The following is a 24,135-nucleotide window of genomic DNA, read 5'->3' on the forward strand; positions in this document are numbered from 1 at the left end:
GATCTAACGTAATGCCGACAGGAGTCAATATATCTATTTTCTTCATATATATTTCTCCCCTATAAAGAAGTTACTCTTTATATCGGCATTACATTTATTTTGTTGAGTTTCTTTTTTCAATTCGATGCGGTAAAACGACTTTTTTGTCAGTAACTTCCTCTTTATTCATATATTTTGTTAATAACCGCATGGCTACTGCTCCGATATCGTACATTGGCTGAACGATTGTAGATAACGTTGGACGTACCATCGAAGCCAACCTTGTATTATCAAACCCTACTACTTCAACATCATCTGGTACGTTATACCCCATATCTTGTGCTCCGTGGATTACACCTAATGCCATTTCATCAGATGCCACAAATATGGCGGTGGGTTTGTTTGGTGAATTTAAAAGCTCCTGTGCCGCTTCTATACCGGAATCATACGTGTATTCGCCTTTAATAATCAGATCTTCGTTAATTACAGCCGATGACTCTTCTATTGCACGCATATAGCCGTTATATTTTTGCTGATTAATTTGTGTATCTGCTTGTCCGGAAATAAATGCCGGGTGCTCATTTCCATTATCAATCAGGAATTTTGTTGCTTCATATGCTGCTTCTTGATAATCAATGTTTACCGACGGAATGGCCCCACTCTCATCATATGTGGCTGCTAGTACAACAGGTACGGAAGAACTTTGGAATTGGTTTACATGTTCCTCTGTTATATTACCTCCCATGAACAAAATACCATCCACTTGTTTTTCAAGCATCGCATTGATCAGCTGCAATTCCTTGTCTTTGTTTTGATCCGAATTGCTCAAAATCATATTGTATTTATACATTGTTGCAATATCTTCTATCCCTCTCGCTAATTCCGCAAAAAAGATACTGGATATATCAGGAATAATCGCCCCTACTGTCGTGGTTTTCTTACTTGCCAACCCTCTTGCTACTGCATTTGGACGATATCCTAATTGCTCGATTGTATTTAACACTTTCTTACGAGTCGTGGGTTTTACGTTCGGGTTTCCATTAACCACCCGTGAGACTGTTGCCATTGATACGTTTGCTTCTCTTGCTACATCATATATTGTTATTGTCATTTTACTTTTCCTCCTATAATATTTATTTCCTAAAGTTAACGTCTCCATTTTCTATATGATACGCTATCAAAGGAAAAATTACAAAAAATTTAAGGCTGATACATCCTAGGATGACCAGCCTTACCCCTATTTTAAACGTTGCTGCATATTATTTAAAGCCTCAATAAACGTATTGAACGTTGGAATATCCATTTGCTGTGCTGAATCTGAAAGAGCAACTGCCGGATCCGGATGAACCTCAGCCATAATACCATCTGCTCCGATTGCCAGTGCGGCCTTAGCAGTAGGAAGTAATAAATCCCGTCTTCCTGTTGAATGCGTCACATCAACCATAACCGGCAAATGAGTTTCTTGTTTTAAGACAGGTACAGCAGAAATGTCTAATGTATTTCTGGTCGCTTTTTCATACGTTCGAATACCTCGTTCACATAAAATGATATTTTTGTTTCCACGGGAGATAATGTACTCTGCAGCATTGATAAATTCAGATATCGTAGCTGAAAGACCTCGTTTCAGTAAAACTGGCTTATCTACATCTCCTGCGGCTCTTAGCAATTCAAAGTTCTGCATATTGCGCGCGCCAATTTGAATAACATCCACATAGTCCAGTGCTTGTTCGATATGTGCAGGATTTATAATTTCACTAACAACAGCTAAATCATGCTCATCTGCAGCACGCTTTAAGATTTCCAGTCCTTCTACTCCCAGCCCTTGGAAATCATATGGCGATGTTCTTGGTTTAAAGGCTCCACCGCGTAATAATTTAATTCCTTGCTCACTTACAGCCTCTGCAACACTTGATACCTGTTCGTAACTTTCAACAGAACATGGCCCCATAACAAATTGGGTGCTGCCATTTCCAATTTGAACACCTTTTACGTCAACGACTGTATCTTCTGGCTTCTTCTTCCTTGAGACAAGCAATGCTTTACGGTGATCATCCATTTGCAACTCCAAACCTGCTTTAAAAATCTCCTTAAAAATATGTTCAATTGTTGAGTTTTCAAAAGGTCCATCATTATGTGTGGTTATTTGATTTAACATCGTTCTTTCCCGTACCGGGTCAAATCGATTCATGCTTTGTTTACTTTTCACCTGGCCGATATCCTGCACAAGCTTTGCACGACGATTGATCAGTTCCAATATTTCCAGATTTACATCATCCAACTGTTCTCTTAATAGATCCATTTCATTTTGGCTCATTTTCCTATACCCCCTGTTTCAAATTTTTTAATAATAGTCACTATTATATAGAAAAATTGCTTGGTTGTCATCAAAAATTTTAAAATTTGTCGATTTAACTATTAGAAAACTTGGCATTTGCCACGCTTTGAGCAAATGCCTTAGTTGCACTTATGCAGTAAGAAGGTAGTTATACTTTCTTAACTGTCAAAAAAACAGGCACCGTGTTATGCACCGCTGCCTGTCCTAATTTTATTTTTTATTTTTCTTCTAACTCCTTAGCAGCATCTTCCACTGCTTCTGCAACATTTTCAGCAGCTTGTAAAGCTTCATCTTCTTTATTACGTTTTTCTTGTAATTTTCCCTGTACAGATTCTGTTAACTCTTTTGTTTTTTTAGAGGCATTTTTTGTTAGTTCCGATGTTGTATCCATCGCCTTTCTTTTTAAATCAGAACCAGTCGTGTAGGCTTTTTCTTTCCAATCTGCACCTTTTTCCTGTGCGATATCTTTAATATCGTAGGCACGGTCCTTCACCTGATGAGTTACTTGTTGTGCCCCTTCGTTAATATCTCCTCTTAATTCTCTTCCAGATTTCGGTGCAAATACTAAAGCTATAGCTGCGCCTACGACACCACCTATCAGCGTACCAATCATAAAGTCCTTGCTGTTAATATTTGTGTCATTATTATTGCTATTGTTATTCTCTCCCATTTCAAATTCCTCCTTATATTATTTTTATCTATTTCTTTTTCTTATTCCATAAGTCCATGATTGCAGATCCCCACTTGACTGCCTGCGATACTTTCTCCTGATTTTGCGCGGATGTTTGTGATATACTATTTGAAAGTTGTTTTAATGAATCATTAAAATCTTTTAGCGTCTCACCAATACCTTTTGCACCATCAAAAAGTCCATTTAGTTTCGTGGATTTTTGATTGACATCATCCGCTAATTGATTCGTTTTTGTTAATAATTCTGTCGTTTCTGTGGTGATTCCTTGCATTTGCTTTTCAAGACCTTGTAATGTATGTGACACGTCATTTAAGGTGCTTTTTGTCGCTTTTAAGGTAATTGCTAAATATACAACTAGTACCACAAAAGCTACTGCAGCAATCAATGCCGCAATATATAGCATGATTTCCATTTTCAATTATCACTCCTTATATTATCGTATTTTTGTAATTAGTGCAAAAAGGGGTAACATAAAATAAACGTCATATGTATCATAACATAGATGTTTGTACTAATAATACCCATTATATACGAACATAAACATATGTAGGAAATATTATAGTAATAATTCGACAAAATACTGTAAAATCCTTTATTTTTTCTATAAAAATATGTAGTTCCATGAAAACGCTTTTCTTTCATAGCAGATAGGTAAGCACAAGACTCCCCTACCTGCACGTTCAGCAGTGTCTATTTATTAATTTTGATTTTCTCTTCATAGGCATTCTGGAATTTCTGAATATCACCAGCACCCATAAAAATTAAAACACTATCGACATATTCCTGCAATATATCCGGATAGGACAACTCTAATATCGAACTATCAGGAACTAACTTTTGCAAATCAATAATAGTCATTTTCCCAGAATTTTCTCTGGCAGAACCGAAAATATCACATAAAAACACCGCATCTGCAAGATTTAGACTATCAGCAAACTCTTGCAAGAATGTTTTTGTCCTGCTAAACGTATGTGGTTGAAAAATAGCAACAACCTCTTTTTCCGGGTATTTCTTTCGAGCCGATTCAATGGTTGCCATAATTTCTTTGGGATGATGTGCATAATCATCAACTAAAATCTGGCTTCCCACTTTTTTCTCTGTAAATCGGCGTTTAACTCCTTGAAATGTACGGAGACTCTGTATATCTTCCGCTTTTATGCCTTCATAATGGCAAATCGCTATTGTTGCTAAGGCATTAAGAACGTTATGATTGCCATACATCGGAATCATAAATGTATAATAGTAAGTATTTCTTACAAAAACATCAAATTCCGTTCCATGCTCTGTTTCTACTACATTTTGTGCTTGAAAATCATTGGTAGCCGCAAATCCATAATAAACAACAGGAACTTTCGCCTGTATTTGCTGCAGCTGCTCATCATCACCACATGCGATAATTCCTTTCTTAACGCGATCTGCCATGGATTGGAATGCGTTGAACACATCATCGATACTCGTAAAATAATCCGGATGGTCAAAGTCAATATTGGTCATGATCGCATAATCTGGTTCATAACTCAAGAAATGGCGACGATACTCACATGCTTCAAATACAAAATACTCACTATCCACATGTCCATTACCAGTCCCATCACCGATTAGATAAGAAATCGGAAACGTATCATTTAGCACATGTGCCAGTAACCCTGTTGTAGATGTCTTTCCATGAGTTCCTGTGATCGCGATACTAGTATATTGCTTCAACCATTCTCCAAGAAATTCATGGTACCTGTAAAAGGTTAATCCTTTTCTTTTGGCTTCTTTAATTTCAATATGATCATCTGAAAATGCATTGCCTGCAATAATCGTATAATTATCTTTGATATTTGTCTCTGAAAAAGGAAAAATGGGAATGTTTTTTTCTTCTAACGCATCCTGTGTGAAAAAATGTTTCTCAATATCAGAGCCCAGCACTTTTTCCCCAGAATCATGAAGTATTTGTGCCAGTGCGCTCATTCCAGTTCCCTTAATACCAATAAAATGGTAAGTTGTCATAAAAAGAACCTCCAAAATTCGCCTGAAAGGAGGATTAGCCTCCCTGAGTTTCATGCTTTCATTATTAAAATCCGTAATATTTAACCATTATAGCAAACCTACATACATATGAAAATAATATGTTTCTTACCTAAGATTTTGCGAAATATTCAACTTCTTTCAATCTAGGGTTTGGACGGTACCTTCGCCCTTCTTTTGCTGAATGTGTACCATTCAGCAAAACATTGTCACCCGTAAAACCAATGTTAATCCGTAGTAGACTTCGACCTACACCATACATATCTACAGGCACACCCATTTTTTCATAATAGGTAATACGATCCTCTGTGAATCCACCGCTAGCCATAATCTTAACATGGGAATAGCCTTCATCGTTCAAGGCCTTTCTAAGCGCAAAAAGGAGCTCCGGGTTCACACCTCTTGGATCGAATGTACCCATCAAATGGTGGTTTCTCAGAAAATACTTATCAACAAGATTTCCTGATGTATCAACTCTTACAGATTTTAACTCTTTTCCAAATTCCCGAGCTACTTTTAATGAATCCGTGATAACATCATTATTGTAATCTACAAGTGCTGCAATATCATCCTCGGGATACATTTCGTGATAGGCTTTCGTTGCCGCTACAATGTCCCCACGAAACATTTGAATAAGCGCATGCGGCATGGTTCCCATGCCTTCTTTTCCCCACCATTCATTCATTGCATGTGTCGCTTGGGCAGTGGAACCACCGATAAAAGCTGCATACCCATCTCCTGCCTGTTGTGTATAATGGTCATCGCGATCACCCATGAAAATAACCGGTTTTTGTTTGCCGGAAGTTCGAGCTGCTTTTACGACATTGTATACATTCGTCGCTACCGATGTTCTTCTTCCCAATATTCCATCAATAATTCCTTCCAAAAAACCAAACTGCTGATAAGCACCGGATATTGTCAGTACAGATTCATATGGACGGATCTTATCCCCATCTTTTAGTGAATGTATCTCCAATGTTTCCGGGCTATCTGCAAAGGTGTGCAGTAAGGCAATGGCTTCATCCGTTCCGCATAATACCGCATCGGATTTTTGGAAAAATTGCATGGTTACATGATTGGAGCCTAATTTTTTTTCAACGATTTCTTTTGTCTTGAGAAAATAAACAGCTGAAAACCAGCCTTCTTTTATACGTTCATCAAATTTGAAGGTTTTATTTGTTAGACGCTCTATTTTTCCTGCCAGCTTTTGATCGATTTCTTTCATAGTAAGTTTCTCCCTTAATATTCTTTTCCCTATCATATATAAATTCTATAGAGGAAACAAGATTTTCACATTTCTTCAAGCTGTGTTTTGGCTACAAGAACCTCTCTTGGTTTGCTCCCATTTTGACCAGAGATGATCCCCCTGTCTTCTAATGAATCGATAAGCCGTGCAGCTCGGTTATATCCGATTTTAAAATGGCGCTGCAGAAGGGAGGTACTTGCATTATTTTGTTCTAAAACAAAAGCTATTGCTTCCTGTAATAGACTATCTTCTTCTTCATCCATGGTTACCTGTTCGAGTAACTGTTCCTGCTCAAACAAATAATGTGGTGTATCAATCGTTCTTGCATGATTGGTTACCCGTTCTATTTCATCATCGGAAACAAAAGGTCCCTGCAGCCTGATACTTTTTCCTGCGCCATTTTCAACAAACAGCATATCCCCTTTTCCTAAAAGCTTCTCGGCACCACTTGTATCAATTATTGTTCGTGAATCTACCTGTGACGATACGCTAAAGGCAATTCTTGTAGGAATGTTTGCTTTAATCAAGCCTGTTATCACATCAACAGAAGGACGTTGTGTTGCGACAAGCAAATGGATGCCACATGCACGCGCTTTTTGAGCAATTCGACTTATCGCATCTTCCACATCCTGTGGAGCAACCATCATTAAATCTGCTAATTCATCGATTACAATAACGATGAAAGGCATTTTTTCATTGACGCGTCCTTGATTTTTGATTTGTTGATTATAACGTTCAATATCACGTACACCTTCCTGCACAAATTTCTCATAACGATCTTCCATTTCTGCAACAGCCCATTTTAATGCGGCTGTTGCAGCTTTAACATCCGTAATAACAGGTGAAACTAAATGTGGTATGCCATTATAGGGAGCCAGTTCTACCATTTTAGGATCAATCAATAAAAATTTCACATCCTCGTGATTTGCTTTATATATTAAACTGATCAAAATCGTATTGATACATACACTTTTTCCGGATCCAGTTGCACCTGCAATTAATCCATGAGGCATCTTTTGAACATTCGTAACCAGTGGCGATCCTTCGATACTTAAACCTAAAGCAATACTTAAAGGTGATTTACTGTCTTTAAATTGTTCTGTTTCAAAAATCCCTTGTAGGCCAACCATTTGCGCCTTCGGATTAGGCACTTCAATCCCAATTGTATTTTTACCAGGGATGGGGGCTTCAATCCGAATATCCTTGGCAGCCATATTTAGTTTTAAATCATCACTTAAGTTTTTCACTTTACTAACCTTAACACCTAATTCAGGATGTACCTCAAATCGTGTAACAGAAGGCCCTTGTGTCGCCTTGACTACACTTGCTCGTACATTAAAATGTTTTAATGTTTGTTCCAATAATTGCTGCTGATGCTGTACCCATTTGTGATCTTCATTGCTTTTTTGCTGTGGATCATCCAACAGATGATATGGAATACTTTCTTGATGTTTTTCCTGATGAGGCGTGGGTGTATTCACCGCTGCTTTTTCTTTTTCTAATCTATTCTTTTTATCTCTAGGTGTCATGATGACATTGTAAGGGATCTGGCTTGCATTTTCCTTCTCCCTGTCCACCTTTTTGTTGTGTTTCTGCCTAGAAGAAGTAGGCTTATTCTCTTCAATTGATTGCGTGTTTTGATTTTCTTTGCTTTTATCTAAATGGAAACCAGATTCTGGAACTTCCTGATTCGACTGCTCTACTTCTTCCACCGTGTTATCCACTTCACTATGTACGATTTCATTGGTAGCTGCTGACTGCGCCTCCCCTTCATCTACTTGACTTGGTTGCTCCTCTGTATCTATCACTTGTGACGTAATTTTTTCATCTGTCTTCTGTTCTTTTCGTGTAAATGCCGGTATATTTTCGATGTTTTTTTCTTGATTCTTTCGATGATATCCATAAATAGGGGAAGGTACCTCCGTAGGCTGAAAAGGCACATCCTCATTCTTTTTATATACTTTATTATTCTGCTCTTGTTCATTTTTTAAAGGCTGAGTTTGCTTTCTTTCCTGTTCTCTGCCCGTATTTTTCTTTCGCCTAAAGGCGGGAGTATCGAAAGTTATTTCTGTTTTTTCCTCCTGATCCGGAATTACCGGAAACCTGAATGCCTTCTTGTCCGGATACTGATACATCATTTTGGCCTGTAGATCCTGCTTTTTAGGTCTAGGTCTCAGTTCAGGTTTTTCTTCCTCTTGTTCATACTCTACTTCCTCTACTTCACGAGTAAAAAAATCCTTTATTTTCTCCCACACATGTCTTCACTCATTTCTATCCATCTGATCATTGCTTCTATTTTAACAGGTATCAGCGAAAATGGTAGCTTTTCCTGAATAAAAGAAAAACAACCCGCTTATAAAAAACTTAGGCTGTTTTTTCTGTTTACACATTAAATGCTTCTCCCACAGTATAAGAATCCTCAAGAATCAAGATACCTTTTTCTTTCGAGGCATGTGGTAACCCTAATTCTTTTCGGGAACACATCATACCATTCGACGCGATTCCTCTTAATTCTGTCGGTTTAATTTTTAATCCACTTGGCATTATCGCTCCTACTTTTGCGACAACCACCTTTTGATTTTCTTCTACGTTCGGGGCACCACACACAATTTGCAGTTGCTCCGAATCTCCCACATCAACTTGGCATACACTGAGATTATCAGCGTTGTCATGCGCTGCTTTATGTGTAACATAGCCTACAACAAATTTGGGGCTTAAATCAAAATCAAGGTCATCATCTAAATTACTTTTTTGAAATAACACTTTGATTTGGTTCAACAATTCCTCCGTCAGTATTATTTTTCCTTCCTCATTGAATGTAAGATGTTTGGACGCATCGAAAATATTATACCCAAGAACTTCATGTTTGCTATTCATTATTGTTGTAATAGGGCCTGTTGTTTCATGTATTAAGTCATACCGGTCGCCATCCTTCAATGGTATAATCAACACATCACCAATACCCGTTGCATTATAGAAAACGAACATATCGATCACTCTTTTCTACTTTTTTTCGGACGATTTTTTGCAAGAATAAAAATTGGCGTTAATTGTCTATCCTCATAAATAAATGCAAGGGATGTAATAGGAATTCGTCCTTCTGCAAAAAACTTCATCGTCATCTGTGCTAATATATCATATCCTGTTTTGTTTTCGATGTCAGCTAGTATAAGTACATCCTGATGCGGTACAGCTACAGCTAATTCACCTTTCGCATTTGCTTTCATTTCCTCCAAAAACGCCTCATTGAGAATGTGGCTTGCGTCATAACCATCTTGTTTGGCTACAAAATAAAAATCATTTTCCGCCACACGGTCCTTTTTATAATCCATGTCCAGAGAACGGAGATTAAATGTAGCAATTTCATCAATTCTACTTAAAGTCCAACCTTCGTCTTCCAATAATTTTTCATCAATTAATTGATAGGATTTCCCTAAGTCAAGTGCATAATAGACACGTGTTTCCGCTGTATGTTCCTTCGATACTAGATTGAGTCCCGATTTTGTCTCTGTTGGAAAAGATGTGGCACGGATAACTGGGAAAATGCTCTTTTCCCTTCCCGTTAATTGCAGATCTTTATTCATAATTCGAAGGGCTTCTATGATATGATCGACCAATTCGTCAATCGCTTTTTCCCCACGTTCATTATATTTTGATATCACATTTGGTAGTGTAATCGTCATCCCTTGCTTTGATTCTTTCCATTCAATACGAAATGTGTCCTTGTCTCTATTATAAGATGTCTGATAATCCTCATGGGAAAGCCTATCTTCCAGGATTTTTTTCAGTTTTAAACTAGTCATCTCCATTTCCCAGCCCTCCTTGCGTAGTTCAGTTGCTAAGTCCTTGAATAAACTGCTCGATTTCTTCTCTTGTCTTTCTATCCTTACTGACAAACCTTCCTGCTTCTTGTCCATCTCGGAAGGCTAGAAAGCTCGGTATACCAAATATATCATATTCCTGACACAGCGCAATAAACTGGTCACGATTAACTTCTACAAATGTATATTCCGAAAATTCCGCCTCGATCTCAGGTAATTCCGGTTCAATCACACGACAATCGGGACACCAGTCTGCCGTAAATATCATAATTACTTGTTCATTATTTTTAAGGTTATTAAATTGTTCAACCGTCTCCAGTAATTTCATTTTATATCATCTCCAACCTTATCATAGTTTTCTTCTTATTTCATTTCAATTATCAAGGATTATACGCAAGGAAGCAAGAAAAAGAGACAGGTCCGAAGCCCCAACCAACCAGCACAGATTATGAAATGTCGTAGCGCCTTATTCCTGTCTCTTATTATACAGATAACACTAAAATTCGCGTCATAATAGTTCCATTTCTTTGCAGGTTATCCTGTAATTGTTTACAATAGGTAGTAGAAGCTAAAAAGTGCTGGAGGGATTGTCATGGAGTTAACAGTATATTTAGCTGGTCAAATTCACGATGACTGGCGAAATCAACTACAACAAAAGGCAAAAGAAAAAAATCTTCCATTATCATTTGTTGCACCACAAACCAACCATGATCGCTCAGATGACATTGGAGAAGCCATTTTAGGAAAGCAGCCTGAAAATGTATATCGGGATGATGCGGCTTCAAGTATCAATAATTTTAGAACGCAGGTTTTAATGCAAAAATCGGATGTTGTTATTGCTTTATTCGGCGAACAATACAAGCAATGGAACACCGCAATGGACGCAAGTGCGGCAATCACCATGAATAAACCTACGATTCTCATACGACCAGAGTCCTTAATTCATCCGCTAAAAGAGCTCTCCAATAAAGCCAATGTGACTGTAGAAACGGTAGATCAGGCATTGGATGTATTACATTATATATTTGAGTAAAATGGCAGCAGCGAAGACGAATAAGCTTCGCTGCTATTTTTATGCCCAATATTCCCATTGCCCTCGCAACAATCTTACAACATGGGCAAACATTTCATGTCTTGAAATAAGCCCACCAGTAAAAATGCCGATAGCGCCTTCCTTCTTCCGTACGCCAATCTTTTTTGCATACCGATCCATCATATCGCCCAGTTCCATCCCGTTCTTCAATGGTTCCGCAAATTCCTGCGGTAAAATAATCCTTGCACCACTGGCTGTGTAAATAGCGCCATTTGGTGAAACTAGAGCTCCCCAATTGCTTAAATATAGTTGATTGTCCACATCCATCACGCCGCCCTCCAAGCCAATTCCGATTACATTTTTCGGGTTAGACGTCGCACATTGTAATGCTCGATTAATGGCTCCTTCTCTCGTTTCTTCATCCGAAAATGGCTGTGGAGATACCTTCGATAGTACATGTTTGGGTGTGATTGAATAACTCGGAAAAACGTCTTGTGCTGCTTTTATTTTTGCAGGGTTCATTGAACCGACTAGTATATTCATCTTTAAACACTCCTTGAATAATCTGTCTATATATCATAAAGAATCGCTAACATACTTGATTATACTGATTTTTTCCACGTATCAAACAGAGGCTTGGACAAAACAAACGTGTTTAACTAAAAAAACGAATATTTCCAAACTCAACGTAGGAAATATTCGTAGACCGACGAGAGAAAAGGCATCGGTGAGACATTTAAAAACACTTTTGTCTCAGTCTCTAGATGTTCCTCTTGTTTTCAACTATGCATAAATCTAATTAATACCTCTCATGAACTTCTTCAGTTTTGGCGAGATAATTAACAATATAATTCCAAGTAATATGGCAACTCCACCAATAACGCCAAAGTATAGCGCTTCTGTTTCTTCCGAATAAAATCGAACAACCTGCGCATTAATGGCCTGTGCGGAAGCATTAGATAAATTCCAAAGGCTCATCATCTGTGCAGCGAAAGCAGCTGGTGCGAGCTTTGTTGACGCCGAGAGACCAACAGGTGACAAGAGCAGTTCCCCAATAACGACAAGAAAGAAGCTAAGTACGAGCCAAAGTGGGCTTACTAAACTTTGTGTTCCATTAAGCACCGCCGGGAAAATCATAACGATAAATGAAAGTCCCGCAAACATTAAACCCAGGGAAAACTTCTGTGGTGTACTTGGTTGACGATCTCCAAGCTTCACCCAAAGCCAAGCGAAAACAGGTGCAAATGCAACAATGAACAATGGGTTTAATGACTGAAACCAGGATGATTGAAGTTCAAACCCAAGAAAGGACAGTTGCGTCCGTTCATTCGCATATGTGGCAAGTATATTTGATCCCTGCTCTTGTATAGCCCAGAACATCATTGCCGCTATAAATAATGGAATATACGCAAGTAAACGAGAACGCTCGTCTGCTGTCGACTTTTTACTACGGTACATCGTGATGAAATATATCGCTGGAATAATTACCCCAAGAATACTTATGAAAAAGATAACTCGTTCAATCGTTAACCAGCCGCTAGAAGTTCCAATCCAGAGGATAACAGCAAGGATCACTACTGAAGGGATAATTATCTTTCCTATTTTCTTTTTATTTGCTGATGTCAGTGGATTTGGCACGGTAGTACCAGCAAGTCCAAAATATTTTTTCCGTGTACCTAGATACACAACCAATCCAATGAACATACCAACCGCTGCAAGCGCAAAACCCAGATGGAAATTATACGTTTGTCCAACTGTTCCCACAATTAATGGTGCAATAAATCCACCCATGTTAATTCCCATATAATAAATACTGAAACCAGAATCTCGGCGCAGATCCTTTTGGCTATATAACTGACCGACCATACCTGCAACATTTGGCTTTAGTAGTCCTGTACCGATAATAATAAATAACATGGAAGTAAGTAATCCTGTAAGTTGACTGCCCGGCAGGGATAAAATGATATGACCAATCATAATTAAAACTCCGCCATAGAATACAGTACGATTCATTCCAAGAACACGGTCAGCAATCCATCCCCCGATAATTCCCGACATGTATACGAGTGATCCATAAATAGCCATAATAGAGTTGGCAGTTGTTCGGTCCAGCCCCAAACCTCCATTTGTAACTTCGTAGTACATATAGTAAAGTAGAATAGCACGCATTCCGTAATACGAGAAACGTTCCCAAAACTCTGTAAAAAACAGTGTAGATAAACCTTTTGGATGCCCGAAAAATCCTCTTTGTGGGACGGTTTTCAGTATGTCATCCCTGTCTCCTGAACTCATTGATGTTAATCCTCCTCTAAGATGTCGAATGATAAACTCGAATATAATTTTTCCATTATTCTATTAGAATGGTGTAATAAATGATGAAAAAATTATATCAAATATGTTTCCTATAATAAAATGATTGATCTTTCCAATTTAACGATAATCAACCAGCATTTTACATTTATCAGCTTGATTACAGGGGCTAAAGTGATTGTTTATCACCTATATGATCATGTAATCTCTCTCTTAAATGGCAATTATAAAAAGTAGCTGTCACCATAGATAACAGCTACTTTCGATTAACTGGATTTTCGAATCTGCTCCACTGTGTTCTGATCGGTTTCTTTTACAAGCTTCACAATTAATTCTTTTGCCGCCATGTAGTCATCTACATGAATGATCGAAGCAGAGGTATGAATATAACGAGAACAAATACCAACAACTGCTGAAGGGACACCATCGCCTGAGGTATGGACACGGCCCGCATCCGTGCCGCCTTGCGAAATGAAATATTGGTATGGGATATTATTTGACTCTGCTGTATCAAGAACAAAATCCCGCATGCCGTGATGGGTTATCATCGATCGATCAAAGATGCGCAGTAGAGCTCCCTTCCCTAATTGTCCAAATGCTTCCTCATCTCCATCAGCATCATTTGCTGGCGATGCATCCAACGCGTAAAAGATATCCGGTTGAATCATATTTGCCGCAACAGTCGCTCCCCGTAAACCAACTTCTTCTTGTACTGTTGCTCCGGAAAATAGCTGATTTGGAACAGTTTCACTTTGCAATTCCTTTAATAATTCAATCGCAAGACCACAACCATAACGATTATCCCATGCCTTTGCTAGAATTTTTTTACTGTTGGCCATTGGCGTAAATGGAGTAATCGGTACGATAAACTGTCCAGGTTTTACACCGATCGTTTCTGCATCTTCTTTATCATCTGCTCCAATATCGATGACCATGTTTTTTATTTCCATTGGCTTCTTGCGTTGTTCTTCTGTTAGATTATGAGGTGGAACAGATCCAATAACGCCGATGACCGGTCCATTATCCGTTATAATTTGCATTCGCTGTGCCAATAAGACCTGATTCCACCAGCCGCCCAGTGGTTGAAAACGGATCATCCCATTTTTTGTGATCTTTGTAATCATAAAGCCAACTTCGTCCATATGACCAGCTACCATAACTTTCGGTCCATTCCCCTGTTTCACCCCGAACACGCCACCAAGATTATCCTGTATAATCTCCTCGGAGTACTTTTCTAATTCTTTTTTCATAAAGGACCTGACCAAATGTTCGTTTCCTGGTGCTCCCTGTAATTCTGTCAGATTTTTAAATAAATCAAGCGTGTCTTGTTTCATTTTTTTCCCTCCACCAATATATGTACTATATTTAGTATACGGAATGTGTTTTTCTATTTCCAGCATTGGCTTGAATTTTAGTTGTTTGATTTTATATTTTGTCCAATTTCAGTTATACTGTACATGAGAAGAGTATGATATGGTAGCATTAAAACTAGAGAGTAAGAGGTGAAGATAATGGGTACAAAAAGAGTAATTCTAGCTGCAGGACTTGGCATAGCTGCAGGTTATTTAGCTAAACAGCAAGTGGATACGTATCAAAAAGTAACACCGGAAAAAGCACTAAAACAAGCCAAAGAATCATTTAAGAAAAAAGGCCCGATAAGCGGTTCGTGGATCTATATGAAACCAGAGGAAATTGAAAAAAATGGCTTACTTTATAACGCATACCGAGGTGGCGTAACCCGAAATATAGACGGGGAAAATAAACAATATGAATTTTATGTTGATGTAGATACTGGCGCTGTAGTCGATGCAGTCCAAACTACATAATCTTTATTGGCCAGCTTAGAAGAAATCGGCGAGATAGTTGACCTACTACAAAAAAAGCCGCTCCCATGGAGCAGCTTTTTTTGCTATACTCGTTACGTTCACATTTTACTTGATCGACCTTCCCCAAAACAATTATACTTCTGTACGGGCAATCAATTATGGATCCGGAACAAAACGTTCGATAATGAACGAACAATTATGAATTCATACCAACAAATAGGCCTTTTATACAAATTCTGTGCGACAACGATAAATTGACTGCCCTTTAGCGGAAAACTTCTCTTCGTATTCTGTCATTACATTATATGGATCCTGCAAATCATGCAAATCCAAATTAACTTCCAGCAATGTCATACCAAACTTGGAAAAACTAACTAAAGAATATTCGAATAATCCCTTATTATCCGTTTTAAAAACAATCTCACCAGAAGGTTCTAAGATGGCGCGATACAAATCAAGGAATGTATGATAAGTCAATCTTCTCTTTTCATGCCTATTTTTAGGCCATGGATCCGAAAAGTTTAAATAAATACCGGACACTTCCTTATCGACAAAAACTTCCCTCAAATGAGCTGCATCTTCCTTTATCAGTACTATATTTTCCAATCCTGAATCCGCCACTTTTTGTCCCGCAGTAACAATAATATTTTTTTCAATTTCAATTCCAATAAAGTTACAATTTGGAAATTGCCTTGCCATTCCTGTAATAAACTGACCTTTTCCGGTACCAATTTCTATATAAATCGGATTATTATTTCCGAATATGGATTGCCAATCCCCTTTATGTTCAGCTGGATTTGGAATGATAATATGACGGTGGCTCTTTAAAAAATCATCAGCCCATGGCTTGTGACGTTGACGCATAGCTTATACTACACCTTTCTAATGTTAATAATGGAATAGAATTTTTATAAAGACAGAAACTAGTTCTTGAGGTGATACAATGGCTCTTACCATAAATAATCAATTACTATTATTACACGATATTTTAGAAGAACAAACAACAGACAGTATTGGCAGTGTCTCTGAATACCAGCAAATTAAACGCTTAGTACAAAAACTAACAGAAGATAACAGGATAACCGATGAACAATTACTCCAATTACTACCGGAAATTTATAATTATGGAGAACAAGGCGAAATGAACCAGCATCATTCCGATCATATTACAACAAATAAGCAAAATATCGAAAATTGGTTGCATGCAATACAACGAACTACCTTAGAATAGTTGTACCGATATGCGCATTAAAATCTTGTATATTCTCCAGTCGTTCCTCCATTTTCACTTGTTCTCTGCGTTCACTATGCCAGCTTAAATAATGGAGGGAATCCAGTAAAAGATACCAGTACATGCGTTCAATTAAATATTTATCCTTGTCTACGCCATAATTCAAAAGCCAAGTGTCCCAATCTTCTTGTGGTATATATGATTTCATCACCATGCCAAAATCTGTAACAGGGTCGGCAATGATCGCATTATCCCAATCAATCAAAAATAAATTTCCTTCATTTGTCAGGACTAAATTATTATGGTTCAAATCACCATGACAAACAACCTGTTTCTGTTCTCTCGTAATTGGCAATAACCGTTTTAAATAAGTTAATGCTAAATGGATATCATTATACGATGATAGAAGTCCCGACGCATGTAAACGCTGCTGTATAGTGACAAAACTATCATCTGACGTGACAGGTTTTTTCCCTAAACGCATAAGCATATGTAACAATTCAGTGGAATGGTGAATCTTGTGCAGGATTTCAGCTACTTGAGGCTGTTGCATTTCGGCCGGTTTCAGTTCTCGTCCTTCCAGCCATTCCTGTGCCGTAATTACATCACCATTATCCATTCGCTTTGTCCAAACAAGCTTCGGAACAATTCCTTCTGCTGATAATACAGCCAGAAATGGAGATGAATTCCGTTTGAGAAACAATCGCTTATTATCTTTTTCTGCAACATATGCATCCCCAGTTAATCCGCCGGCCGGGGTTACTTTCCAACCCTTGCCTAATACTTTTTCAAACCAATCCACCATAATTCCCCACATCTTTCGAAAATTAACGTTCAATTATACATTTTATAGCTATCCCAAGAAAAATACAACTATACCATTAATCCAATATGGTTACACCTTGTCACGAATTGGAGACGGAAGTAGAGATGAGCTTACGTTTTTGGTAAAACCACATATTGTAGTTTTTGTATTGGAAAAATAGCATCCTTCCTGGACAACATCGTTTTCTAAACAGGAGACCATAATCCTGCATTTATCAACTGTATGTTTTCTTTCTCTTCTTGCACAATCTAAAATTTGCGACTACTTCATACTTCACTGACCTTCTTGGATGAATTTGATATAAAACCACTTCTTCTACAGCCATTGTTTGTACATGCGAAAATTGTTTTTTCATATCTTCCAGAAAAATAGTAGACGATCCACCTGCCCATTTCTTGGCTAGTGTTATATGCGGGCGGTAAACTCGAGTTTCTTTTGAAAATCCTAAGTTGGACGCTAGATCCTCTACTTTTTGCTGAAGGCTAGTTAGAAGCGCTGTTTTATCAACACCCGCCCATAAGACGCGTGGTTTTTCAGGATTTCCGAAAGTTCCTAATCCACCCACCTCTATGGAGAATGTTTGTGTGTGTTCAATTATTTTCAGTTTTCTCCTCAATTGCTGTATCTTACTATCATCAACCGCACCTAGGAATTTCAGGGTAATGTGTAAATCCTCATAATGCGGCCATTGCTTATAAGCTAAATGCGTTTTTAGCCTGTCTTGCCAGTAGGACAAATACTCCTTTAATGGCGCTTGTAGTGGTATAGCAATGAAATAATGAGGATTTGTTGTCACTTAAAGCCCTCCATTTCGTTGTTAGTGGGACGTAAATAGTATAACTCATTCTCGGTTAATTCTCGGTATGTTCCTAATTGAAGTGTTTCGTCTAAAATTAATCCACCCATGCTTATCCTTCTTAAGTACATTACTTTTTTGCCGACAGCCTCAAACATGCGTTTCACTTGATGATATTTCCCCTCCGTTATCGATACCTCAACTTCTGAAATAGCATCACGTTTAAGAATACGCAATTGGGCTGGTTTGGTCTTATACCCATCATCCAATACTACTCCTTTTGTAAACGCCTCTGTATCTCCTTCTGTTACGTTTCCTTGAACCTGCGCATAGTATACTTTTTCAATATCTTTTTTTGGTGAAGTTAATTGATGCGCAAGCTCTCCGTCATTCGTAATTAACAATAGCCCCTCTGTGTCCTTGTCTAATCTGCCAACAGGGAAGGCCTTAAATCGTTGCAGATCCGTTGTTAAAAGATCTATAACTGTCTTATCTTTCATGTCCTCCGTTGCGGAGATAACCCCTTTTGGTTTGTTCATCATGAGATAAATATACTTTTGATAGTGTACAGCATGATCCCCGACTTTTATAAAGTCTATCTCAGGATCCACGTGGACACTACTGTCTTTTACAACAGAATCATTAACGGTTACTCGTTTTTGCTTCAACAGTGATTTTACATCTTTTCTACTTCCATAGCCGGAATTTGCTAATAACTTATCAAGACGCATGGCAATCCAATCCCCTATCTACGAAAAATCTTATCAAGCACTCGTACACGATCTCCAAGTGTTCTCTCCAACAATGTTGATTCGTACGCAAGCCATATATATACGACCCCACCTGATCCAACACCTAAGGTGAGCATGACAATGGCTGCCCATCTTTCCTCTTCATATGGGATAAACATACCAAACACGGCTTTTACAATCCAAATGACAATACACATGATAAAGGCGAAAATAATGATCAACATGGTACGTTTGATCAGTTGTTTATACGGAAAGTGTATCGCACTTTTAACACGCCATAAATTTAATGTTACCGCAGTACCCACGGCAAGGGCAGTTCCCAGTATTGCTCCCTTTGATCCGAACATATGAATTAACTGTATATTTAATAATATTTTCAAAAGGAGGCCTGCAGATAAACTGATAACCGCAAACCGCTGCTGGTTGATTCCCTGCAGCAGTGAAGAAGAAACGGTAAATAAAGCAAAAAGCAGCCCGACTGGAGCGTACCAGCTTAAGAGAGATCCTGTTATTTCAATATTTTCCAGGCCATATAATGCCCCGTAAGCTTCATTCGATAAAAAGGATAAACCAACAACAGCTGGTATGACAAGTACCATCACAATTTGCAATGCCTGATTAATTTGCTCATACAATAATGAACGATTATTTTGTGTAAATGACTCGGTTAAAGCGGGTAGAATAGCTAAGGACAACCCTATCGCTAATGTTACCGGTATAATAACAAGTTTATGTCCATAAAAGTTAATAGCAGAAAAGGCAATATTCCAGATATCTCCATTACCTGCAGCCACCATTGCCCGCTCAAAGGTAAATTGATCTACTAATTGATACAGCGATGTGGCAAGCCCTACTAAAACAAAAGGACCCGCATAACTGAGTAATTCCATAAATAAGTCTTTCATCGGTATATTATTTGTATAGGTTTGCTCCTGTACATATAGATCAAGATGTGTTTTTCGTTTCCGCCAGTATACCCATAATACAATTACAGAAGCTATTCCACCAATAAAGGCAGCAAATGTTGCAAAACCGACCGCTGTAACAATATCGCCATCCAAGACAACCATAACGATAAATGCTGCAGTTAACAAAAACATAATGCGCACAATCTGTTCCACAACCTGGGAAACCGCTGTTGGCCCCATTGAATGATACCCTTGGAAAAAGCCCCGTACAATGCTCATGGCAGGAATAATAAGAAGAGCAAAACTAACCATACGAATAACATATGTCACGTCCCCTACGGCTATACTACCTGCATCCTCATTCGTTACATAATTACCAGCCAACCATTCAGCTCCAAAAAACAAAGCTAAAAAGGCTATAACCCCGGTAATCATCAACAATGTAATTCCAGCTTTAAACATGCGTCTTCCCGTTTCATAGTCACCCAACGCATTGTATTTGGAAACAAATTTTGAAACAGCCATCGGAACACCTATGGTCGAAATACTAAGTATTATATTATACGGGGTATAAGCAAAACTGAATAACGTCCCTCCCGTTTCACCAACCATTGCATTAAACGGGATAACATAAATCATCCCTAAAAATTTTGATAAAAATGAAGCTGTCGTCAGCAACATTGCTCCTCTTACGATATTCGACATTTTTTCACCTGCATTTGATCACTATTTATATACACAGTCATTATTTTATCATAGATGATCTCCATAAGTATTACAAAATGTATTACAAAATTATTAATGGGATTTTCCGATAGATAATGATAAGATACATATGAAAGGACTGAAGAAATTTGAACTATGATGTAGTCGTTATAGGTGGGGGACCATCCGGTCTAATGGCCGCTATCGCTGCTGCAGAGCGCGGGAGAAACACCATGTTAATAGAAAAAGGGAGAAAATTAGGGAAAAAACTGGCTATCTCCGGGGGTGGTCGATGCAATGTAACAAATCGCCTTCCGCAAGAAGAAGTCATCCGACATATACCAGGTAATGGGAAATTTTTATATAGTCCATTTTCTGTATTTAATAACTATGATATCATCGATTACTTTGAAAACTTAGGTGTTGCATTGAAGGAAGAAGACCATGGAAGAATGTTCCCTGCATCCAATTCTGCCAAAACAGTTGTTAACGCATTAATCAATCAATTAGATGAATATAAGGTAGACGTACATTTAAATACCACTGTGAAAACAGTGAATTACGACGAAACCGGACATACGATAACGTTAAATACTTCAGAAGAGATCACTACGAAAGCCATTGTTATTGCAGTTGGAGGCAAAGCAGTCCCACATACCGGATCAACGGGGGACGGTTACGCCTGGGCGCAAAAAGCAGGCCATACAATAACTAAACTATATCCGACCGAAGTAGCCCTTACATCTGAAGAAAGCTTTATCATAAATAAGAGCCTACAAGGATTGTCACTAAGAGATGTCGCTTTAACCGTCTTAAATAAAAAGAATAAACCCATTATTACTCATCAAATGGACATGATTTTTACCCATTTTGGAATATCCGGCCCTGCCGTATTACGTACCTCACAATTTGTTGTGAAAGAACTTATGAAAGGAGCCCATAACGTTCCAATGGCCTTAGATGTATTGCCAAATGAGCCAGAAGATACATTGTACAAAAGAATACATCAATTAATAGAGAAAAGCCCCAGAAAAGCAATTAAAAATATCATGAAAGGAATCGTTCCAGAACGTTTTTTAGATTATATATTATCAATAAATAATATTCATGAAGAACAAAAAGCGGCAACCATTTCCAAAGAGACAGTCCGCCTTATTATTCATTCCATTAAACATTTTACATTTTCCGTGCATGGTTCCCTCCCACTTGATAAAGCGTTCGTAACTGGAGGGGGTGTATCCATCAAAGAAATTGTTCCAAACACCATGCAATCTAAATTCATGCCGGGGCTTTATTTTTCCGGAGAAATTTTGGATATCCATGGGTATACCGGCGGATACAATATTACATCAGCCCTCGTTACCGGCCGAGTCGCAGGGATGCATGCAAGCCATCATTGAACAAAGCTTATAATAGTCCGTCAAGCCGCATTTCCCTTTTGAAAAATGCGGCTGTTAGAAAGGGGAGGTTCCTTTCGTAGGAGCGCTGAACGCATCGGGCTATTACGCCGAACCTTCCCCTATTTCGAAATAAAGGGGAGTCCTACAGCTAGTTACATTGCGATATAAAGTCCTTAAAATGCCGTTAATGTACCTGGGTTACGCTCTCCTATTTCCCTCATCTGAACTCACCTAAATCACACCCTTATACCTGTTCATTGCTTAACGTAAACGAGCGACGGGAAGCATGAAATAGCACATGCTGACGTAACCAACTATCTTGATGAACGTTTGGGTGCTCGAATGTTTTCATAAAGTTCATTCCTATTTTTTGCATTACGCTTTTCGACGGGGCATTGACTTCGGCCGTAAAGCTATAAACATCCTGCAAATTTAATGCTGTAAAACCATATTGCAAGCAGGCTGTTGCCCCTTCTGTTGCATAGCCTTTGCCCCAAACTTCTTTTTTCAATCGCCATCCTATTTCTATACACGGTGTAAAGTCTGCCTCAAATTGTGCATGTTGAAATCCGATAAAACCAATAAATGCCCCGCTTTGCTTTTCTTCTACCGCATATAAGCCAAATCCATATTCATGAAACGCTGTTCTAATGGTTTTATACAACGCATAGGTTTCTTCGGGCAATAACGTTTTAGGAAAATATCTCATCACTTGCTCATCCGCATTTAATCGAACAAATGGATCTATATCTGTTGCTTTCCAATCACGTAATTGCAATCTTGCTGTTTCTATATATATCATTGATCGTCTTCCTCTCCTCGCATTTATTTCGATTCACACATGTGACCATGAGCACATACATATGTACGGGCCAATGGTAACGACGATAGATCGTTGATTACTGCCGGATATCATCTATATCCATGTATAAGCGCTTTTTACAGAGATCTCATGTAGATACTTCCAGATTATGGTGCACGGAAACACCTCATGATATTGGTAGATGATCCCTTGTATGAATCCAAACGTTTGTATCATCCTAATACTGTCTGGAAGCACTAGAGAAAGGGTTGATTTGTATGCAAATGAACGGAATGTGGTTACCGTTAGTTGCCTCGGTCGGCATGGGAGCGGCAACTTATTATGCAATGACCAAAAATAACCAAAATTTTGGACAAGCCATGCAAAAAATGATTCCGGTTGTAGCTCAAATGAATGGGAATCAAAGTGGAAGAGGAAGTAATCCGCAGCAACTCGACATGAGCTAACAGACAGTGAAAAAGCGCATCTATCATAGATGCGTTTTTCTACATACGAAAGGCTACTCAAATGACACCGTTCAGTTATCAAGTGCAACAAGTCAATCAGGTTCTCTGTCAAATGTAGTGGTGACGAATGAACGCCATCCTCTTTTTGAAAAGATAAGAAAGTATAGAATTTGGGTGGTACTAATCTTACGAATAGCGTAAGCCACGTCCGGCTCCAGCGCCCAGCAACTAGCAAACTTCACACTCCTCCACTACGATAAGTCAACATCGGCTCACTTGACAAAGGAAGGCCAACTAAGAACGGCCTTGCCGGCCAACGTCGGCATACCCCTGATGCAGGGGGCATGTTTCCTTTATCTCATTACAGAGTGCTCCAGTTTGTACGTTGCTACCCGGGCGCTTGCGCCTTTGTTCTGAAGCTGTTTTTGCCTTTTTGTTGCCCGTACCACCGCAGCTTGGCATACCCTACACTTTTTCGCGGTGACCTGTAAGCCTTCTCAAACGGTCGTTCTACGAGATTCTGCACGTGTTCTCTCTCTTTTGCCTTTTTGTTGTGTCCCAACTTTAGAATATCAATTAGCGTGCATGTTTTATATTCTGCTGAACACGGGAAAACCACGACATTTATGATAGAGGCAAACATCGTTGGTGATAATATACACTATATTTTCCATACAGAAAAGAGCTGGAATGCGATTTGCTACATTCCAGCTCTTTTCGTAAGCCTGGCGGCGTCCTACTCTTGCAGGGGCAAAGCCCCAACTACCATCGGCGCTGGAGAGCTTAACTTCTGTGTTCGGCATGGGAACAGGTGTGACCTCTCCGCTATAACTACCAGACCTAATGTCCTTAAGTGGTTCTGTGTCGTTGCAAAGCATGAACCATTTGAACAGAACTTCTTTATTAAATTTAGTGACAACCAATATTATAATGGTTTCCAGAAAAAAATCAAGTATTTTTCATAAATATGTATGAATTTATACCCTAAAAACTA

The 24,135-nt window shown here is 38.6% G+C and carries 24 protein-coding genes and 1 rRNA gene; 5 read left to right on the forward strand and 20 right to left on the reverse strand.

Features of this window, described 5'->3' with window-relative positions:
- Positions 1-94: 94 nt before the first annotated feature.
- The 10 genes from ccpA to KFZ56_RS12765 all read right to left on the reverse strand — a co-directional run bounded on the left by ccpA (position 95) and on the right by KFZ56_RS12765 (position 10,413).
- Positions 95-1,090: a catabolite control protein A gene (gene ccpA, locus KFZ56_RS12720; protein ID WP_222642295.1), complete on the reverse strand. Its 996-nt coding sequence runs from the start codon at positions 1,088-1,090 to the stop codon at positions 95-97.
- 126 nt (positions 1,091-1,216) lie between these two features.
- Entirely contained in the window at positions 1,217-2,293 is a 1,077-nt protein-coding gene (locus KFZ56_RS12725; RefSeq protein ID WP_222642296.1) for a bifunctional 3-deoxy-7-phosphoheptulonate synthase/chorismate mutase, read from the reverse strand.
- A 238-nt stretch (positions 2,294-2,531) separates the two neighbouring features.
- Positions 2,532-2,984, reverse strand: coding sequence for a YtxH domain-containing protein (locus KFZ56_RS12730; protein WP_222642297.1), 453 nt, complete (start codon positions 2,982-2,984; stop codon positions 2,532-2,534).
- Positions 2,985-3,012: 28 nt separating this feature from the next.
- Positions 3,013-3,417: a DUF948 domain-containing protein gene (locus KFZ56_RS12735; protein ID WP_222642298.1), complete on the reverse strand. Its 405-nt coding sequence runs from the start codon at positions 3,415-3,417 to the stop codon at positions 3,013-3,015.
- A gap of 278 nt (positions 3,418-3,695) precedes the next feature.
- The gene (gene murC / locus KFZ56_RS12740; RefSeq protein ID WP_222642299.1) at positions 3,696-5,000 is read right to left on the reverse strand and encodes a UDP-N-acetylmuramate--L-alanine ligase; all 1,305 of its coding nucleotides are present in this window, start codon (positions 4,998-5,000) and stop codon (positions 3,696-3,698) included.
- Between the two features lie 130 nt (positions 5,001-5,130).
- Positions 5,131-6,243, reverse strand: coding sequence for a nicotinate phosphoribosyltransferase (locus tag KFZ56_RS12745; RefSeq protein ID WP_222642300.1), 1,113 nt, complete (start codon positions 6,241-6,243; stop codon positions 5,131-5,133).
- 65 nt (positions 6,244-6,308) lie between these two features.
- Positions 6,309-8,519, reverse strand: coding sequence for a DNA translocase FtsK (locus KFZ56_RS12750; RefSeq protein WP_222642301.1), 2,211 nt, complete (start codon positions 8,517-8,519; stop codon positions 6,309-6,311).
- 127 nt (positions 8,520-8,646) lie between these two features.
- Positions 8,647-9,252, reverse strand: coding sequence for a YtpR family tRNA-binding protein (ytpR, locus tag KFZ56_RS12755; RefSeq protein WP_222642302.1), 606 nt, complete (start codon positions 9,250-9,252; stop codon positions 8,647-8,649).
- Positions 9,253-9,257: 5 nt separating this feature from the next.
- On the reverse strand, positions 9,258-10,073 hold the full coding sequence (locus KFZ56_RS12760; protein WP_222642303.1) for a DUF1444 domain-containing protein: 816 nt from the start codon (positions 10,071-10,073) through the stop codon (positions 9,258-9,260).
- Positions 10,074-10,095: 22 nt separating this feature from the next.
- Entirely contained in the window at positions 10,096-10,413 is a 318-nt protein-coding gene (locus KFZ56_RS12765; RefSeq protein WP_222642304.1) for a thioredoxin family protein, read from the reverse strand.
- Positions 10,414-10,677: 264 nt separating this feature from the next.
- On the opposite strand from KFZ56_RS12765, the gene KFZ56_RS12770 reads away from it, so the two are divergent.
- Positions 10,678-11,118 (forward strand): YtoQ family protein, encoded by a 441-nt coding sequence (locus KFZ56_RS12770; protein WP_222642305.1) that lies wholly within the window; start codon positions 10,678-10,680, stop codon positions 11,116-11,118.
- Positions 11,119-11,157: 39 nt separating this feature from the next.
- Here the strand turns inward: KFZ56_RS12770 and KFZ56_RS12775 are convergent, their stop codons facing one another.
- The 3 genes from KFZ56_RS12775 to KFZ56_RS12785 form a co-directional block, all read right to left on the reverse strand.
- Complete coding sequence (locus KFZ56_RS12775) at positions 11,158-11,661, reverse strand: DUF84 family protein (protein WP_222642306.1); 504 nt, start codon at positions 11,659-11,661, stop codon at positions 11,158-11,160.
- Between the two features lie 252 nt (positions 11,662-11,913).
- Positions 11,914-13,410 carry a peptide MFS transporter gene (locus tag KFZ56_RS12780; protein ID WP_222642307.1) on the reverse strand — a complete coding sequence of 499 codons (1,497 nt, stop codon included), beginning with the start codon at positions 13,408-13,410 and terminating at the stop codon, positions 11,914-11,916.
- Between the two features lie 284 nt (positions 13,411-13,694).
- Entirely contained in the window at positions 13,695-14,762 is a 1,068-nt protein-coding gene (locus KFZ56_RS12785; protein ID WP_222642308.1) for a M42 family metallopeptidase, read from the reverse strand.
- 177 nt (positions 14,763-14,939) lie between these two features.
- Between KFZ56_RS12785 and KFZ56_RS12790 the strand changes: the two genes are divergently transcribed.
- Positions 14,940-15,254, forward strand: coding sequence for a PepSY domain-containing protein (locus KFZ56_RS12790; RefSeq protein WP_222642309.1), 315 nt, complete (start codon positions 14,940-14,942; stop codon positions 15,252-15,254).
- A 225-nt stretch (positions 15,255-15,479) separates the two neighbouring features.
- Here the strand turns inward: KFZ56_RS12790 and trmB are convergent, their stop codons facing one another.
- Positions 15,480-16,118 carry a tRNA (guanosine(46)-N7)-methyltransferase TrmB gene (gene trmB, locus KFZ56_RS12795; RefSeq protein WP_222642310.1) on the reverse strand — a complete coding sequence of 213 codons (639 nt, stop codon included), beginning with the start codon at positions 16,116-16,118 and terminating at the stop codon, positions 15,480-15,482.
- Positions 16,119-16,197: 79 nt separating this feature from the next.
- Between trmB and KFZ56_RS12800 the strand changes: the two genes are divergently transcribed.
- Positions 16,198-16,485 (forward strand): YtzH-like family protein, encoded by a 288-nt coding sequence (locus KFZ56_RS12800; protein ID WP_222642311.1) that lies wholly within the window; start codon positions 16,198-16,200, stop codon positions 16,483-16,485.
- Here KFZ56_RS12800 and KFZ56_RS12805 read toward each other — a convergent pair.
- The 4 genes from KFZ56_RS12805 to KFZ56_RS12820 all read right to left on the reverse strand — a co-directional run bounded on the left by KFZ56_RS12805 (position 16,472) and on the right by KFZ56_RS12820 (position 20,472).
- On the reverse strand, positions 16,472-17,290 hold the full coding sequence (locus KFZ56_RS12805; protein ID WP_222642312.1) for a phosphotransferase family protein: 819 nt from the start codon (positions 17,288-17,290) through the stop codon (positions 16,472-16,474). The genes KFZ56_RS12800 and KFZ56_RS12805 overlap by 14 nt on opposite strands.
- 235 nt (positions 17,291-17,525) lie before the next feature.
- The gene (gene thpR / locus KFZ56_RS12810) at positions 17,526-18,107 is read right to left on the reverse strand and encodes an RNA 2',3'-cyclic phosphodiesterase (RefSeq protein ID WP_222642313.1); all 582 of its coding nucleotides are present in this window, start codon (positions 18,105-18,107) and stop codon (positions 17,526-17,528) included.
- Positions 18,104-18,838, reverse strand: coding sequence for a pseudouridine synthase (locus KFZ56_RS12815; RefSeq protein WP_222642314.1), 735 nt, complete (start codon positions 18,836-18,838; stop codon positions 18,104-18,106). The genes thpR and KFZ56_RS12815 overlap by 4 nt, the downstream gene beginning before the upstream one ends.
- 14 nt (positions 18,839-18,852) lie before the next feature.
- On the reverse strand, positions 18,853-20,472 hold the full coding sequence (locus KFZ56_RS12820; protein WP_222642315.1) for a putative polysaccharide biosynthesis protein: 1,620 nt from the start codon (positions 20,470-20,472) through the stop codon (positions 18,853-18,855).
- Between the two features lie 149 nt (positions 20,473-20,621).
- Between KFZ56_RS12820 and KFZ56_RS12825 the strand changes: the two genes are divergently transcribed.
- Positions 20,622-21,872 (forward strand): BaiN/RdsA family NAD(P)/FAD-dependent oxidoreductase, encoded by a 1,251-nt coding sequence (locus KFZ56_RS12825; protein ID WP_222642316.1) that lies wholly within the window; start codon positions 20,622-20,624, stop codon positions 21,870-21,872.
- Positions 21,873-22,116: 244 nt separating this feature from the next.
- Here KFZ56_RS12825 and KFZ56_RS12830 read toward each other — a convergent pair whose 3' ends face one another.
- Positions 22,117-22,674, reverse strand: coding sequence for a GNAT family N-acetyltransferase (locus tag KFZ56_RS12830; protein ID WP_222642317.1), 558 nt, complete (start codon positions 22,672-22,674; stop codon positions 22,117-22,119).
- Between the two features lie 278 nt (positions 22,675-22,952).
- Here KFZ56_RS12830 and KFZ56_RS12835 point away from each other — a divergent pair, with 278 nt between their 5' ends.
- Positions 22,953-23,141: a hypothetical protein gene (locus KFZ56_RS12835; protein WP_222642318.1), complete on the forward strand. Its 189-nt coding sequence runs from the start codon at positions 22,953-22,955 to the stop codon at positions 23,139-23,141.
- Positions 23,142-23,864: 723 nt separating this feature from the next.
- Here KFZ56_RS12835 and rrf read toward each other — a convergent pair.
- Positions 23,865-23,980, reverse strand: a 5S ribosomal RNA gene (gene rrf, locus KFZ56_RS12840).
- Positions 23,981-24,135: the final 155 nt, after the last annotated feature.

The organism is Virgibacillus sp. NKC19-3 (assembly GCF_019837165.1).
GTDB classification, from domain to species: domain Bacteria; phylum Bacillota; class Bacilli; order Bacillales; family Amphibacillaceae; genus Virgibacillus_L; species Virgibacillus_L saliphilus.

Coding starts and splice junctions, on each gene's coding strand:
- KFZ56_RS12815 (WP_222642314.1), bottom strand. CDS start 18,838: ATGCGTCTTGATAAGTTATTAGCAAATTCCGGCTATGGAAGTAGAAAA.
- KFZ56_RS12725 (WP_222642296.1), bottom strand. CDS start 2,293: ATGAGCCAAAATGAAATGGATCTATTAAGAGAACAGTTGGATGATGTA.
- KFZ56_RS12760 (WP_222642303.1), bottom strand. CDS start 10,073: ATGGAGATGACTAGTTTAAAACTGAAAAAAATCCTGGAAGATAGGCTT.
- KFZ56_RS12785 (WP_222642308.1), bottom strand. CDS start 14,762: ATGAAACAAGACACGCTTGATTTATTTAAAAATCTGACAGAATTACAG.
- murC (WP_222642299.1), bottom strand. CDS start 5,000: ATGACAACTTACCATTTTATTGGTATTAAGGGAACTGGAATGAGCGCA.
- KFZ56_RS12765 (WP_222642304.1), bottom strand. CDS start 10,413: ATGAAATTACTGGAGACGGTTGAACAATTTAATAACCTTAAAAATAAT.
- KFZ56_RS12730 (WP_222642297.1), bottom strand. CDS start 2,984: ATGGGAGAGAATAACAATAGCAATAATAATGACACAAATATTAACAGC.
- ccpA (WP_222642295.1), bottom strand. CDS start 1,090: ATGACAATAACAATATATGATGTAGCAAGAGAAGCAAACGTATCAATG.
- KFZ56_RS12830 (WP_222642317.1), bottom strand. CDS start 22,674: ATGATATATATAGAAACAGCAAGATTGCAATTACGTGATTGGAAAGCA.
- trmB (WP_222642310.1), bottom strand. CDS start 16,118: ATGCGTCAACGTCACAAGCCATGGGCTGATGATTTTTTAAAGAGCCAC.
- KFZ56_RS12800 (WP_222642311.1), top strand. CDS start 16,198: ATGGCTCTTACCATAAATAATCAATTACTATTATTACACGATATTTTA.
- KFZ56_RS12745 (WP_222642300.1), bottom strand. CDS start 6,243: ATGAAAGAAATCGATCAAAAGCTGGCAGGAAAAATAGAGCGTCTAACA.
- KFZ56_RS12835 (WP_222642318.1), top strand. CDS start 22,953: ATGCAAATGAACGGAATGTGGTTACCGTTAGTTGCCTCGGTCGGCATG.
- KFZ56_RS12770 (WP_222642305.1), top strand. CDS start 10,678: ATGGAGTTAACAGTATATTTAGCTGGTCAAATTCACGATGACTGGCGA.
- KFZ56_RS12790 (WP_222642309.1), top strand. CDS start 14,940: ATGGGTACAAAAAGAGTAATTCTAGCTGCAGGACTTGGCATAGCTGCA.
- ytpR (WP_222642302.1), bottom strand. CDS start 9,252: ATGTTCGTTTTCTATAATGCAACGGGTATTGGTGATGTGTTGATTATA.
- KFZ56_RS12775 (WP_222642306.1), bottom strand. CDS start 11,661: ATGAATATACTAGTCGGTTCAATGAACCCTGCAAAAATAAAAGCAGCA.
- KFZ56_RS12805 (WP_222642312.1), bottom strand. CDS start 17,290: ATGGTGGATTGGTTTGAAAAAGTATTAGGCAAGGGTTGGAAAGTAACC.
- KFZ56_RS12820 (WP_222642315.1), bottom strand. CDS start 20,472: ATGTCGAATATCGTAAGAGGAGCAATGTTGCTGACGACAGCTTCATTT.
- KFZ56_RS12780 (WP_222642307.1), bottom strand. CDS start 13,410: ATGAGTTCAGGAGACAGGGATGACATACTGAAAACCGTCCCACAAAGA.
- KFZ56_RS12735 (WP_222642298.1), bottom strand. CDS start 3,417: ATGGAAATCATGCTATATATTGCGGCATTGATTGCTGCAGTAGCTTTT.